This is a genomic window from Bowmanella pacifica, assembly GCF_014645355.1.
Classification (GTDB): Bacteria; Pseudomonadota; Gammaproteobacteria; order Enterobacterales; family Alteromonadaceae; genus Bowmanella; species Bowmanella pacifica.
Map to the genome: position 1 here is coordinate 742,664 of NZ_BMLS01000002.1, position 14,208 is coordinate 756,871.

Annotated in this window: 10 protein-coding genes and 1 other RNA gene; 9 read left to right on the forward strand and 2 right to left on the reverse strand. The window is 48.0% G+C overall.

Going from position 1 to position 14,208, the window contains the following annotated elements; all coding sequences use genetic code 11:
- Positions 1-138: 138 nt before the first annotated feature.
- The 3 genes from IEX02_RS09430 to IEX02_RS09440 all read left to right on the forward strand — a co-directional run bounded on the left by IEX02_RS09430 (position 139) and on the right by IEX02_RS09440 (position 4,326).
- Complete coding sequence (locus IEX02_RS09430) at positions 139-714, forward strand: RNA polymerase sigma factor (RefSeq protein ID WP_188693685.1); 576 nt, start codon at positions 139-141, stop codon at positions 712-714.
- A gap of 4 nt (positions 715-718) precedes the next feature.
- Complete coding sequence (locus tag IEX02_RS09435) at positions 719-1,636, forward strand: FecR family protein (protein ID WP_188693687.1); 918 nt, start codon at positions 719-721, stop codon at positions 1,634-1,636.
- A gap of 101 nt (positions 1,637-1,737) precedes the next feature.
- Positions 1,738-4,326: a TonB-dependent receptor gene (locus tag IEX02_RS09440; protein ID WP_188693690.1), complete on the forward strand. Its 2,589-nt coding sequence runs from the start codon at positions 1,738-1,740 to the stop codon at positions 4,324-4,326.
- A gap of 276 nt (positions 4,327-4,602) precedes the next feature.
- Here IEX02_RS09440 and rnpB read toward each other — a convergent pair.
- An RNA gene (rnpB, locus tag IEX02_RS09445) (RNase P RNA component class A) lies at positions 4,603-4,954 on the reverse strand.
- Between the two features lie 165 nt (positions 4,955-5,119).
- On the opposite strand from rnpB, the gene IEX02_RS09450 reads away from it, so the two are divergent.
- On the forward strand, positions 5,120-6,574 hold the full coding sequence (locus IEX02_RS09450) for a hypothetical protein (protein ID WP_188693695.1): 1,455 nt from the start codon (positions 5,120-5,122) through the stop codon (positions 6,572-6,574).
- Here the strand turns inward: IEX02_RS09450 and rsmI are convergent.
- Positions 6,571-7,422 (reverse strand): 16S rRNA (cytidine(1402)-2'-O)-methyltransferase, encoded by an 852-nt coding sequence (gene rsmI, locus IEX02_RS09455; RefSeq protein ID WP_188693697.1) that lies wholly within the window; start codon positions 7,420-7,422, stop codon positions 6,571-6,573. The genes IEX02_RS09450 and rsmI overlap by 4 nt on opposite strands.
- 126 nt (positions 7,423-7,548) lie before the next feature.
- Between rsmI and IEX02_RS09460 the strand changes: the two genes are divergently transcribed.
- The 5 genes from IEX02_RS09460 to IEX02_RS09480 all read left to right on the forward strand — a co-directional run bounded on the left by IEX02_RS09460 (position 7,549) and on the right by IEX02_RS09480 (position 14,159).
- Positions 7,549-9,336, forward strand: a complete 1,788-nt coding sequence (locus IEX02_RS09460) for a penicillin-binding protein activator (protein ID WP_188693700.1) — start codon at positions 7,549-7,551, stop codon at positions 9,334-9,336.
- The gene (locus IEX02_RS09465) at positions 9,323-9,682 is read left to right on the forward strand and encodes a YraN family protein (RefSeq protein WP_188693702.1); all 360 of its coding nucleotides are present in this window, start codon (positions 9,323-9,325) and stop codon (positions 9,680-9,682) included. The genes IEX02_RS09460 and IEX02_RS09465 overlap by 14 nt, the downstream gene beginning before the upstream one ends.
- A complete protein-coding gene (locus IEX02_RS09470) occupies positions 9,679-10,272 on the forward strand; it encodes a phosphoheptose isomerase (RefSeq protein WP_188693705.1) in 594 nt (197 codons plus the stop codon). The genes IEX02_RS09465 and IEX02_RS09470 overlap by 4 nt, the downstream gene beginning before the upstream one ends.
- A gap of 5 nt (positions 10,273-10,277) precedes the next feature.
- Positions 10,278-10,856 (forward strand): BON domain-containing protein, encoded by a 579-nt coding sequence (locus tag IEX02_RS09475; protein ID WP_373284983.1) that lies wholly within the window; start codon positions 10,278-10,280, stop codon positions 10,854-10,856.
- 309 nt (positions 10,857-11,165) lie between these two features.
- A complete protein-coding gene (locus tag IEX02_RS09480; protein WP_188693710.1) occupies positions 11,166-14,159 on the forward strand; it encodes a TonB-dependent receptor domain-containing protein in 2,994 nt (997 codons plus the stop codon).
- Positions 14,160-14,208 lie beyond the last annotated feature (49 nt).

Sequence of the window (14,208 nt, forward strand, 5' to 3'; positions counted from 1 at the left end):
GCACCTATGTATGCGATTTTATAACTAAATACAGGGGGTGATGGACACCAAACAACAACGTCAGCGTAGTAAACGACTTAAAGAAAAGCATGCCGCGAGTTGCTCGTAACAACAACGTCACAATAACTCTCTAGGGTAGTGACAAAATTGTTCAACCTTACCCTGATTGTGGAAGCTGTATTTTTCACTCACTTATATCGAAGTTATTGGAAAACCCTATGCCAAAAGCTTAAGGCTAACTTCGGCGATGGTCCACCGGATCCTGAAGACATAGCCCAACAGGCATTTATCAAGTACAGCCAGAATCTAGCAGCAAAAAGTATCGAGAATCCCCAAGGCTACTTATATACCTTGGCGAAAAATCTGTACATTGACCATTTTCGCTCTCAAACCAGATACGACAACTTGATTGATAATATATTCAGTCAACTGGAGCTAGATCCTATTGGTACGGATTCCCTAGAAGACATCGCCTTACAAAGTGAGAAGCTCAGTGTTATCAACCAAACCCTACAATCCTTGCCAGAGAAGCAGCGCAGCATAGTAAAAGCAAGCCGTCTCGATGGCGAAACTTACCAACAAATCGCGGACAGAACAGGCTATTCACTTTCCGATGTCTGTCGTACGTTAGAAGTGGTGAACCATAAATTAAAAAGTGCCGTCAATGAGTGGGAAAGGGGCCAGACGTCATGCCCTAGGCTCGGAAAGAAATAACAACATGAATCTTATCGACGAACAAGCAACGCAATGGCTAATAAAGCTTCATAGCGGCGCCACAACAGACGCGCAACTTGCTGAATTTAAGCTGTGGCTACAGGCGTCAAATCAACATGTAGAAGCATTTCGTAAAGCAGAAACGCTATGGCGCATGACCCGTTACGCAGAGGCTCTGCTCCCTTCACCCAAGACAACTAAACCAGCAAACAGCATGAAGGTCATCTACAGCACCGCAGCGTTATTTTTACTGGGTTTGTTAGTGTTATTTTCCACGGTTTCGCCAGGGCCACAGCAATATGAAGAGGTGATTTATTCCACCGCTGTGGCACAAGTTCAGACCTTTACACTGCCGGACAATACGGAGGTAACATTAGGCGCAGACAGCAAAATCAGTGTGTGGTACGAAGATACCCAACGCAATGTTCGCCTGATAAAAGGCGAAGCCCTGTTTAACGTAATACCTGATAAACAACGGCCTTTTATTACCCGCACAGAAGATGCCACCATTACCGTATTAGGTACGCAGTTTGATGTTCAGCGCATGCCACATCACACTCGTGTAACTGTCGGCCAGGGAAAAGTGGCCGTCAGTAACAACAAACAAATCGTGAACCTAACTAAGGGACAAAAAGTCACCCTGAACAACGACAAAGTGCATGACGTAACTGCATTTGCACCTGAACATTTTGCCCAATGGCAACGCAAGCGTTTTACCTTCACCAAGCAACCTCTACAAGACCTTATTTCGGTACTAAACCGCTACAACCGTATTCCGGTAAAAATAGCTTCCCCTCAATTAAAAAACCTCAAGATCACCGCGGCCTTCTCAATCGAGCAAAGCCAGCAACTACTCGAAAGTTTAAGTCGCCAATATCAGTTCGAGCTAAAGGAGAGCCCGACCGAAATCAGCCTTTTTTGATGAAGTTTTTATGAAGGTTTGATGAGAACTGAAAAAAACTGTTTGCGTAAGCGTTAGGTAAGTAGAACAAGTTTTAATCACACAACATAACGGACGTACCTATGCTTTCTCGCACTCGATTGACACCACTATGTATGGCGCTTGGACTTATTTTGGGCGCACCATTAACGGCTCAGGCAAACAACACAAAAACCCACTCATTAACAGAGGCGATAAACACACTGTCGTCACAGTACGAGGTGGTTATTGTTGCCATGGTGAATGATACCGACACCATAAAGGTTGCTCCAATTGCCCAGCATAGCTCCATAGAAACTGCCCTGCGTATGATGCTTGTCGGTACCAACCTGGAAGCGCTCAAAGACAGCAAAGGCTCATACGTCATTCAGCCAAAAGCCACTCCATCAAAAAAAGCAGCACCCAAAAGTGCGATGAAGCCACAAAGTGCTCCCGTCTTAGGTCAAATTGAAGAAATCGTGGTTACATCACAAAAAACCACCAAAAGCTTACAGCAAGTCGCCGCTGCCATGTCTGCTGTCAGCGGCGAGAGCCTGGAAAAAATGAACGTCAACAGCGTGTTTGACCTTTCCGGCAAACTACCGGGGTTAGTGATGACCAATGTACAAGGTTATCGCCCCACGGTCAGCATTCGGGGGATTGGCAACGAAATTCCCGACAATGCGGGCACTAAGCAAGCCGTGGCATTTCATGTTGATGGGATTTTCATGGCCAACGACTATGCGCTGTTTGCCGACATGTTCGATGTAAGCCGCATTGAAATGACACGTGGCCCGGATGGCACGCTTTACGGAAATAGTTCAACCGGGGGAGCCATAAACCTCATTTCACAAAAACCGCAGTTTGATGACACCTTTGGCTCATTAAACATAGCCGCTGGCTCCTATTCACAGCAAGAGCTGAAAGGGATAGTCAACGTACCAATGAACTCCCAACTTGCAATTCGGCTGTCAGCATCCCATCGCCAAAGAGACGGCTACACAGAAAACAAAGCACTGAATAATTACGATTTAGACGATGTAGATAACCAAACGGCGAAAGTTCAAATTAGCTGGCAACCTAACGACACCCTGGCATTACTCTTACAACATCAAGAATTCTCCAGCGATACTCATGGTCCCGCACTGAAAGGTGGATTTGACACCATTTCTGATGACCCTCGCGTGGTGTATCACGATACCGCCGAGTTTTACAGGCTCAATACGCAGCTAACAAGCTTACACCTGGACTGGTCATTACCGAGCAGCCAACTCAATATGGTGCTGAGCAAACAGCGTTATCATATGCGCCGAAAATTCGATTTTGACCGCTCTTCTTTAACCGCCAATGACCCCGCACCACTGCCTTTGAAAGGTCAATTGGACTTACTCGGCGAAGCGCCAATTCCACAGTTTGTTGGCAACTTATCACAGCTTGATCATTCCTATACCGCGGAGGTTAACCTTACGTCCTTGCCCAATGACGAGGGCTTCCAATGGGTGGTGGGAGCCTTCTACCTCGACACGGAAATTTTCAGTAACACCAGTAATTTTTACGACGCCGATAGAGACGGTAACCCTGTCAATGAGACCATTGCTGGCCCCAACATTTTTGCCAACAATGCCGACATCGACTTTATTAATTCGGACTACCGTAACTTCAACTCTTACGCCATTTTTGGGCAATTCAGCTACCCACTGACCGCGCAATTAGATTTCACCGCGGGGTTACGTTTTACCCAAAACAAGTTTGAAGACGAGCGCTGCAGTCTCAACTGCGTGCCAACTCGTTCACCGATCAGTAGCACGCCAGAAAACAAAACGGACAATGTGACCGGGAAAGTGGCACTGGAGTACAGTTGGAGCGAGGACGCAATGAGCTACATTTCTGTGGCTACCGGTGTGAAGCCGGCGGGGTCAAATAGCAGTGCCGATACCCGCTTTTTCCCCGAGGTATTTGACCAGGAGTCTGTCACGGCCTACGAACTTGGCAATAAGGCTGATCTGTTCAACCAGCGTATGCGTTTAAACGTGGCAGCATTTTATTATGACTATCAAGACTACTTGTTTGAATCCAGTGGTATCGGGCGCTTTGCTTCTGGTGCATCAAACCTGCCTGAAGCTGAAATCTATGGGGTTGAAATAGAGTCCGACACCTGGCTCACGCAAGACCTAGTTTTGAATCTTTCCCTTAGCGCAATGGACTCTGAAATAACCCAAGGTCGTGATGCCATTGACCGTGCTGAAGCCGAAAATCTAAGTGTCGGTTTAATTATTTCAGGAGCCAGTAGCGAAGCCATTAATGCCGTGCGAGAGGCCACCGCAATCAACTTAACGGGCAACGAACTCCCCAAAATCCCTGACCTGATGGCTAACCTGGGGTTAACCTACTATTTAACGGACGGCGCAGGGGGTGATTGGGAGTTGTCTGCACAATATTCCTATCGCGGTGATTTTTACGCACGGGCATTTAACTCAGAACTACGGGATAACGTGCCATCCTATAGTTTAATGAACCTTAATCTGAGCTACTTGACCCCGCAGAAAGAGTGGAAGTTCGACTTAAACGTAAACAATGTATGGGATGAGGATGCTATTGTGACCCGCTTTACGGACACCTTTGGCCTTGGCTTTACCAGCAACCAATACCTTGCTCCGCGCACGGTCACCTTGCGCGCCAAGTACTTCTTTTAGGGAATAAAAGTGTAACGAAAAATACGTTAAGTTAGGTCTGGCGACCCTGGGCTTGCCCTTGGTCGCCTTCAACAAGGCAACAGATATCAACTATAACCATTTAGCCACAAATTTTGGCTCTGAAAGTAACATGCGTAATAAGACAAGGCGTAAAACTTAAGCGTACAGCACCAAAGTCCCCAAGCTTTACTTTCCCCAAGGCGATATCTTTGCACTTTAGTAAGCGACGCGCATAAACTTAGGTAACAGCCTGCTTTATAAACATGCTGTAGGAAGGAGTGGAGTTGGCCGATAAGCCGGGTTCTGTCGAGGGCAATCATTCATCTAGGCCAGCAATTACTCACTGGCTCAAGCAACCTACCCGGTTCCGACGCGGGCCACGCCAAGGAACCCTATTTGGTCTTGCTCCGGGTGGAGTTTACCTTGCCACAAACTGTTACCAGCTGCGCGGTGCGCTCTTACCGCACCCTTTCACCCTTACCGCCCGGATAAATCCGGGGTTGGCGGTCTACTCTCTGCTGCACTTGTCGTCGGCTTGCGCCGCCCAGGCGTTACCTGGCACCCTGCCCTATGGAGCCCGGACTTTCCTCCCCCCGCTTACGCGAGCGGCGATTGCCTGGCCAACTCCGGCGCGCAGTGTACTGCAAAGCCCCCCATGATTCGAGTGACAAGCGGTATTTTTTATTGGCTTTAGTAGCGGCGCTTTGATGTAAGCTGGAATTCTATTGATTAAGCAACAACTTGCAATTTCTGCTAAAGTGCAAGTCCCGATGTCTGCAGCATACCCAAGACCATGAACAAAGCCTTGATAGGTGAAAGTCACTACACAAAGAGCGTGCGCAATCTGATAAAGAAAGTGCATGATCTGTCCCCTATCAAGGATTCTCTCTATGAGCAGGCCACTGACTATTTTGCTTCCCTCAATGGTCAAGGGGAACAACTGCATGATCTGAAGCAGCAAGTCTTCAACAGTAAAGACTTAACCGGCAGCCGCGGAGAAACGCGGCGTAAAAATGCCCAAAGTAAACTCAAGCAGTTCCAGCAGCAAAACGAAGAAAGCCGCTTACAACGCTACAAAGAATTGCATCAGGTTTGTGAACAGATCCTGGATTTGACCGACGCGGCCTCCCAGGAAGAGAGCGCCCGCAACTTTGCCCGTTTGCTGGGCACTATTCTACTGACCACCCAGACAGAACACCGTAAGGTTGTGCAATTTAACCAAAAGAGCAAACACCTATACAAAGCAACATTATGCTTGTTATTGCTGGATGTGATGCTGGCGGATAAACAGATCAGTAACCCATACGTACTCAGACATTTTGAGAATAGGGTTGTCAATGCCAAGAGTAAGGACGAAGCCAATCAATGCCCTTACCGTTTGTACGTAAAAGTCCCTTTATTGATGACCGCTTTACTTCAGGATGTTGGTCAGAACCACCCAGAAGTACAAGCCATACTAAGGGGGACAGATGGAAGTGGGGATGAATTTCGCACTCTGGATAAAGACGAGCGCCAACAGATGCTCAAGCTTAGCTATCAGCACACCATTAATTACTTAAAAGACGGCGTTGGTTGCGGGAGTTACGTGGGAAACTCCAAAGCAGAGCGAGAACTGTTTAATGAAGCAGAGAAAGACAAACTCAAGTTCGTGATGACCCTGATTAAATCGTCCCTGGACCCACGTCAAACGATTGGAAATCTGCTAAAGATCCCGCAGGTATATACCTCAGTTGTCCTCTCAACCAAACCGGGGCAGTCTTATGATACCTTGCCTAAGGCAACACTCGTACTGCAGAAGGCGGCGGAAAAAGATGCCCTTAACAGCAAGGCCGTACAGAGTTTTATCAGTGTGGTCGGACACTTTCCCCAAGGCTTCGGCATTACTTATATCCCCAAGGATTCTGACCGGCGGGATCTAGACCGCTATGAGTATGCCATTGTTAATGGCTTGTACCCCGAAAATCCATCCATTCCTATCTGCAGATCGGCAACGAAAAACCTGGAGTTCACAGGGTTAGGCCATGACCTTTTGATTGGAACGGACAACAACCTTTACTACTCACAAGCCAGAAAAAAATTGGAAGTAATGAGCAAGGAACGTTTACTGGAGATCCTCAGCAAGCTGGTGTCCAACTTTGAAGAGCGAAAAGAGCTTGCCTTAATCCCTAACTGTTGGCATCCCTACACATTCTTTTCCTATGCGAAACATCAGAATCTATGGAATAAAACCAACCGCTTTGCTAACTAGGAAGACAGGGTTAAACCTAATTGATAAAGCTCATTTTTCTTTAAGTCATAATGTTTAGCTGTCAGGGCCGCCGCTTTTTTCAGCGGTAGCTCCTGCATAAGTAACGCCAACAAAGACGCAGCTTCCGCAGGCACTTCACTGACCGCTTGTTCAGATGGCGACACCATCAGAACAAATTCACCTTTTTGATGCACCGGATCCTGATTTAACCAGGCAAGTACATGTTCGGCACTACCACTGCAAAATGTCTCAAAGGTTTTCGTCAGCTCTTTAGCCAAAACCACAGGTCTGTCGACTCCCAGCACATCAACCAGCATCGCCAGGGTTTCTGCTACCCTTCTGGGAGACTCGTAGAATACAGTAGTCATATCGGTGCCACGCAAACCTTCAAGCGCCTCACGCCTGGCCACTTGTTTTACCGGCAGAAAACCAGCAAACATAAATTTGTCGGTAGGCAAACCCGCCGCGCATAAAGCCGTAATAGCCGCACAAGGTCCAGGTAAGGGCACCACCTGAATGCCTGCATTGCGACACAAACTCACCAACGCATAGCCAGGATCACTGATAAGCGGCGTACCCGCATCACTGATCAAGGCCATGGTCATTCCTTGCTCCAGTCTGGATAACAATTGCTCTGCACGCTGCTTCTCATTGTGATCATGCAACGCATACAGGCGGGTATTAATTTGGTAATGACTAAGCAGTTTCTGGCTATGCCGGGTGTCCTCCGCAGCAATCAAGTCCACATCAGCCAACACCTGTAAAGCACGTTGACTGATATCCTGAAGGTTGCCAATAGGCGTTGCCACAATATAGAGGCAGCCTGTTTGAGGAGAGGATTGTTGCATAACGGACACTAATTAAATAAGCCAGGCCTCTATTCTACCTGCTCAACGACGTTTGCATACGTGTGATTTCCACCGAAGCTGAGGTAGAATTGCCCGCAAGTCCATATCTAGAGTGCAGGAACACTGATGTCTCGCATCCGAACGCTTACATACGGTATTGCTATAACAGTTTTGTGCGCCTGTAGTTCTGCACCCAATGTTCGTCAAAGCGATGCTCCCCGAACGCAACCAGTTGAGGAGCAAACGCCAGTCTCATTGAGTGCGCAGCAATACCTGCAACAAGCCAGAAAAGCCAGTGCAGAGCAACAAAAGAATTTATTGCTGAATGCAGCAGACGCCTTTATAAAAGAAGGGGACTGTAACAGCAGCCTGAAACTCCTGAAACCACTCCAGGCAGCGCTTGATGAATATGAGCAACAAGACCGAGCCAACCTGCTGAAGGCTCGCTGCCTTGCCAACCTTGGTCATTGGCAACTTGCTCAGCAAAACCTACAGAAAGTAAGCCAGCGCCTGCCGCTACTACCTAAGCGCTTGGCCTTAAGTGCCGAATTAGCTGAACAGCGCGGCGACATGTTAACGGCCGCCAGTAGCCTGGCAGAACTGACTACCCTGCAACCAGATAAAGAGACTGAATTACAGGGAAAAATCTGGCATTTAATACAACAAACACCAGAGACAGTATTGGCCCCCCAACGCAATACCCAAGGAGCGCTTGCCCCCTGGCTGCAACTTGCCCGAATCACCCGAACGGCTAGCGCAGAGGCCCTAGTTGAGCAACTACATGAATGGCAGGTACGCCATAGTTTAGCCTTGCCAACAGATTTACAATCTTTATTGCAATCGGGTTCGATACAGCCGCAACGCATCGCTGTGATACTTCCTCTATCAGGTCGACTGGCCAGCCAGGGAGAAGCGCTGAAAGAGGGAATTTTAGCAGCCTATTTTGCCGACCAAAAAGACAGCAAGCCGCAGATGAGTTTTATCGATACGGTTTCACTCAGTGAGCAAGCGGCGGCTGACCTAAGCCAGCAATACGATTTTGTTATTGGCCCACTCTTGAAGGAGGATCTGGATGCGATCCTGCCCAAGCTGCCAGAAAATTTACCGGTGTTGGCATTAAATCGTCTCGACCAACCAAGCAAACAAACTGACCGCTACTTCTATGCGCTGGCACCAGAAGACGAAGCCGAACAATTGGCGCAACTGCTCAATGCCAAAGGTTATCAAGCCCCATTAGTTGTCAATGCAGATAGAGCCGTGTTTCAACGAATGGCCACAAGTTTCACAAAAATGTGGCAGAGCAAGGGCAATCCAGAACCCAGGCAAGTCTCCTTTACCGACAACAAGTCCATGCGCAGCGCAATGGAAGGATTGTTAGATGTTGGACACAGCAAACAACGCATCAAACAAGTGGAAAAGCTGGCCAAGGAAGAAATCCATTCCTTTGCGCGCAACCGACGGGATATAGACGCTATAGTCGTGTTTGCCAGCGCAGCGCAGACCGAATTGCTTAACCCCATTATCGAGTCCAGTATCAGTCCTTTTGCCGAGCTGGTGCCGGTTTATGCTTCATCTCGCAGTTTTAGTCAGGAGCTGGGAGGCAATAGTTTTCGCGACCTGCGTCATATGACCTTTTTAGACATGCCTTGGATGCTACCGGGCGAAGATAGCCAGCTAAAAACCCTTAATAAACAACTCTGGCCTCAACGTAACGATGGTCAAAACAGATTGTTCGCCATGGGTCATGACGCATACAACATACTGCCCGCCCTCTTACAAATGGCCACCGTGCCACAGATGACCAAACAGGGACTGACCGGGGAGCTGAGAATGGATGAGTTTAATCAGCTACGACGCAGCCTGCCACTAGGGAAAGTGGAACAGGAAAGGGTTATCCGTATTGCAATGGATTAAACAGCGACTATCAGGAATACTGGGCCGGGACGCAGAGCGCCTGGCCCGTCAATACCTTGAAGAACAGGGGCTGAGTTATATACAAGCAAACTATCGCTGTAAGGTAGGCGAAATAGATTTGATCATGCGGGATCAGCAAGAGTTGGTGTTTGTGGAAGTAAAATATCGAACCCGACAATCCCATGGCGCAGCCGCAGAGTATTTTAACCGACACAAAAGGCGAAAGTTTGAATCGGCACTGCATCACTACCTCATCGCTAACCAGTTAAACCCCGCCAACATCGCTCATCGAATTGATTTGGTAGCAATAGACGGGCAGCATATCCAGTGGATTAAGTACATATGATTGAGAGCATTAAAGCCAACTTCACCGAGAGCATTCAAACCAAGATTGCCGCCATTGAAATATTGCCGGATATGATAGAGCGCGCCACCTATATGATGGTTCAGGCGTTAATTGCTGGCAATAAGATACTGTGCTGCGGCAATGGCGGCTCAGCTGGTGACGCGCAACATTTTGCATCCCAACTGCTTAATCGTTACGACCGAGACAGACCTAGTCTGCCAGCCTTAGCGCTAACCTGCGACAGTGCGACTATTACTTCGGTTGCCAACGATTACAGCTATGATGAAATCTTTTCCAAGCAAGTGAGAGCCTTAGGGCAAAGTGGCGATATTCTGTTGGCCATTTCAACCAGTGGTAATTCACGTAACGTCATCATGGCCATGGAGGCAGCGTTAAGCCGTGATATGACCATTATTGCCCTGACCGGCAAAGATGGTGGAGAAATGGCTGGCCTTTTGGGGCCGAATGATGTGGAAATTCGGGTTCCTTCCAATAAAACCCCCAGAATTCAGGAAGTGCATTTATTGATCATCCACGCTTTATGCTGTGCGATTGATGACTGTCTGTTCCCCGACCATAGTGGAGAGTAAAGATGATGAAGATGACAAAAGGATATCTAGTTGCCACGCTGCTGTTAGCAACCACTCAGTTAACCGGGTGTGCTGTCGCTATTGTCGGCGCCGGAGTGGGTGCAGCCTCGGTGGCCCACGACAGAAGAACGGTAGGTACACAGTTAGATGATGCGACCTTGGCGTCACGCATCTCCAGCAAACTGAGCACTAACGAGCAGCTAAAAGGACAGGCACATATCAATGTTGAAGTGTTTAACGGTGTAGCGCTATTGGTCGGCCAGGTACCTAACGAACAGCTAAAGCGCGAAGCACAGCGATTGGCAGAGAGCCTGCCGCAAGTGACTCGCCTACACAATCAGTTGCGTCTGGGCAGTCCAACACAAGCGTCAGTGCGAACACATGATGTATGGCTTGCCACTAAGGTGAAATCAAACCTAGTCGCCGACAAGCGTGTAGATGGTTTACATATTGAGGTTATAGTCGAAGACTCAGAGGTCTTTCTGATGGGACTTGTCAACCAACAAGAAGCCAATATCGCAGTAGATATCGTCAGAAATATTAACGGCGTGGTAAAAGTCATAAAGGCATTTGAATACCTGTAAGTGCCCTATCCATCTGTAAAATTTTATTTCCATTATCTTTCCGCGGTGGGCAATAATATCATTCGCCCACCGCAATAATCGCTAACATTTCAGCAACATACGGTCGATTATTGGACATTTTCTGGCATTCATCGCATCAAATGACACATATTGTTGCAATTGTCTTTTTCTCGTAATAAAACACCTAATCCTATTGTCCACTTTTAACTTTTGTTAACTGGAAGGACGATAGTACTAGGTTACATATATAAAATTCAAAAATCTGAACCCGACTTAGTTATGCTCGGCGTCAGAAATAGGGAAACAAACATGACAAGACAATTGCTACTGACTCGTTCCATCAAATCAATTTTGATGGCAGGAACAGGCTCGGCGATTTTATTTGGTGCACCAGCCTTTGCTCAGGACGTTGAAGTTCAGGGCGTGCAGACGACCAATGAATCAACCACTTCAGAAGTCAAGACAGAGAGAACGGAACGAATTCAAGTTACCGGTTCTCGTCTTCGCACCGACTCATTCGCTAACGAAATACCTACCGATATTATCTCTATCGATGAAGCCGACAAGCAAGGTATCACTTCTATTGGTGAACTACTAAGAACCAGTACTGCCGCTGCAGGTTCAAGCCAGATAACTTCTGCTTTTGCAACAGGTTTCGTTATTAACGGTGGTGCAGGCGCAGAGACCATTTCATTGCGTGGTTTAGGGGCTAACCGTACCCTGGTATTGTTGAACGGCCGCCGCGCAGGACCTGCCGGTACTCGTGGTGCGGTATCTTCATTTGATATGAACGCCCTGCCAATCTCTGCCATTGAGCGTGTTGAAGTACTAAAAGACGGCGCCTCTTCACTTTATGGTTCAGATGCGGTTGCCGGTGTAATTAACATTATCACTAAAACCGACGACTCTAAGAACATCTCTGTCGATTTTTCTCAGCCATTCGATTCAGGCGGTGAGCGCCGACGTATTAACGCATCCTGGGGCGAGACCTTTGGCAAAGGCAACGTTCGTGTCGTAGCTGACTACAACGTTAGTAAAGAAGTGCTGCGTGGCGATCGTGACTTCTATGCCTGTAGCGAACGCATTTTGTACAATCAAGATGGCACCCGCGGCGACCCGATTGACCCTAAAACTGGCAGCTATCACTGTAATGACACCGGCTATGGCCTGTGGGCCTACAACGCTGGCGCGGGCAACGTTCCAGGCGGCGCCAAAGTGTTTTATGACTATGATGGCTGGCTGGCAAATAATGGCTACGATAGCCTGAATGATACATGGTCAGCGGCCGGCGACTTACGTGGCCCAGATGGCTGGTATATCGGTGCCTATGATCGCGAAACTGATGTGCTGTGGGACAAAAACTCACCACTGCGCGACAGAGAGACCATGCTACCGAAGACAGAAACCCTGTCATTCTTTGTATCAGGTGACTATGCGCTGACAGATACCATTTCTGCTTACGGTGAATTGCTGCACAGCTCGCGTGAAACAACCACTCAAGGTTACAGACAATTCTGGACCGCAGATGTAGGCGCTGTAGATGCCTCTTTGCTTGGTTTTGAAGGTGATGCACTATTCATGCCTGTGGCGCTGACCGACCACTACGGCGCAGATGTTGAGGTTGACTACACCCGTTTTGTTGCGGGCGTAGAAGGCAGTATCGGCTTCTGGGACTGGGATGTTTCCTACCAGAACAGTTACAACAAAGGCACCTACGGTAACAAAGTAATTTACCGCGATGCTATGCTGATGGCTCAAGACCATTTGGTTAGTGGCACAAGCTGTAACGGTGAAGTGACAGAGTTTTCTGGCAGAACCTGTGTGGATGTTAACTTTGCCGATCCACAACAAATCGCTGGTAACACACCTGAGCATGTTAGAAACTTCTTGTTCGGCGAAGAAGTGGGCGAAACCATATACAAGCAGCAAACCTTCGAGGCGTACATCACAGGTGACGCTTATGAACTACCTGCTGGTGCAGTAGCTGTTGCTGTAGGTTTGTCTTATCAACGTGATGAAATTGACGACACTCCTGGAGAAGCCAGCGCAACAGGTAACTCATGGGGCTTGTCCAGCGCCAGCCGTACCGCTGGTGCCCAAAATTCAAAAGCAGTCTTTGGTGAAGTACGCGTTCCCTTGTTAGCTGATAAGGCCTTTGCCCAGCAACTAGACGTAACCGGTTCCGCACGCTGGACCGACGTGTCCACTTATGGCAGCGATTCAACCTTCAAACTTGCCCTGAATTGGCAGATCAATGACCAGTGGCGCGTGCGTGCATCACGTGGTACTTCATTCCGTTCACCGGCCTTGTTCGAGCTGTACTTAGCAGGTCAAACTGGCTTCCCAAGTCAGCGAAGCGTTGACCCTTGCTATGACTACGGTGCTGAGTATGAAGCAGGCAATGTAACAGACCGTGTATATGCCAACTGTCAAGCGGCCGGTGTACCTTTAGACTACACAGGCGCGGGCACCAGTTCCGTAAATGAAGTTACCAGCGGCGGTGGTGATACCCTGAAAGCCGAAACTTCAGTGGCGGAAAACATTGGTCTGATCTGGACCAGCCCTGAGGGCACTTTTGCTGCGTCAATTGATTACTATAATGTCACAATTGATGGTGAAGTAGCCAAGCTAAGAGCCGCAGACATAGTTGGCAGCTGTTATCGTTCCGCAGACTTCCCTAACGACCCACTGTGTAGCCTGTTCACCAGAAACAACGGCACCAATGGCGATTGGGGTATTGATGTGGTTAATGCTGGTTATGTCAACGTAGCCCAGCAAGAAGCCAAAGGGGTTGATATCAACTTCACCTATCAGGATGATTTTGATTTTGGTTCTCTGCGTGTGTCTTTAGAGCACACTAATCAGATCGCACGTGACTATCAGCTGTTTGCAGATAGTGAAGTGCGTCACTATATTGGTGAGATTGGTGATCCTAAGCATGTTGGCCAGTTGTTTACCACTTTCTCTCGTGATGACTGGAGCATCACCTGGACCATGCGTTATGTAGATAGCGTTAATAATTACGATTATTTTCATGATGGCTCTAATGAGGTAGGCTACCGTGGCGAGACCTATCAGTTTGTTAATGATGCGCCGACTACTGTCTACCACACGCTGTCAGGTAACTTCGAACTCATGGATGGCGTAGACGTTACTGTCGGTATTGCTAACCTGTTCGATAAAGAGCCACCCAGAGTATCTACCAATGCTGATGGTGTAAACTTCACCGGTAATGCTGTTATCGCATCACAATATGACCACCTTGGTCGACGTGCATTCGCTAACCTGAGTTACAATTTCTAACTTTTAGTTAGATAGTATGATGTGATTTAAAGCCCTCTTAAAAGAGGGC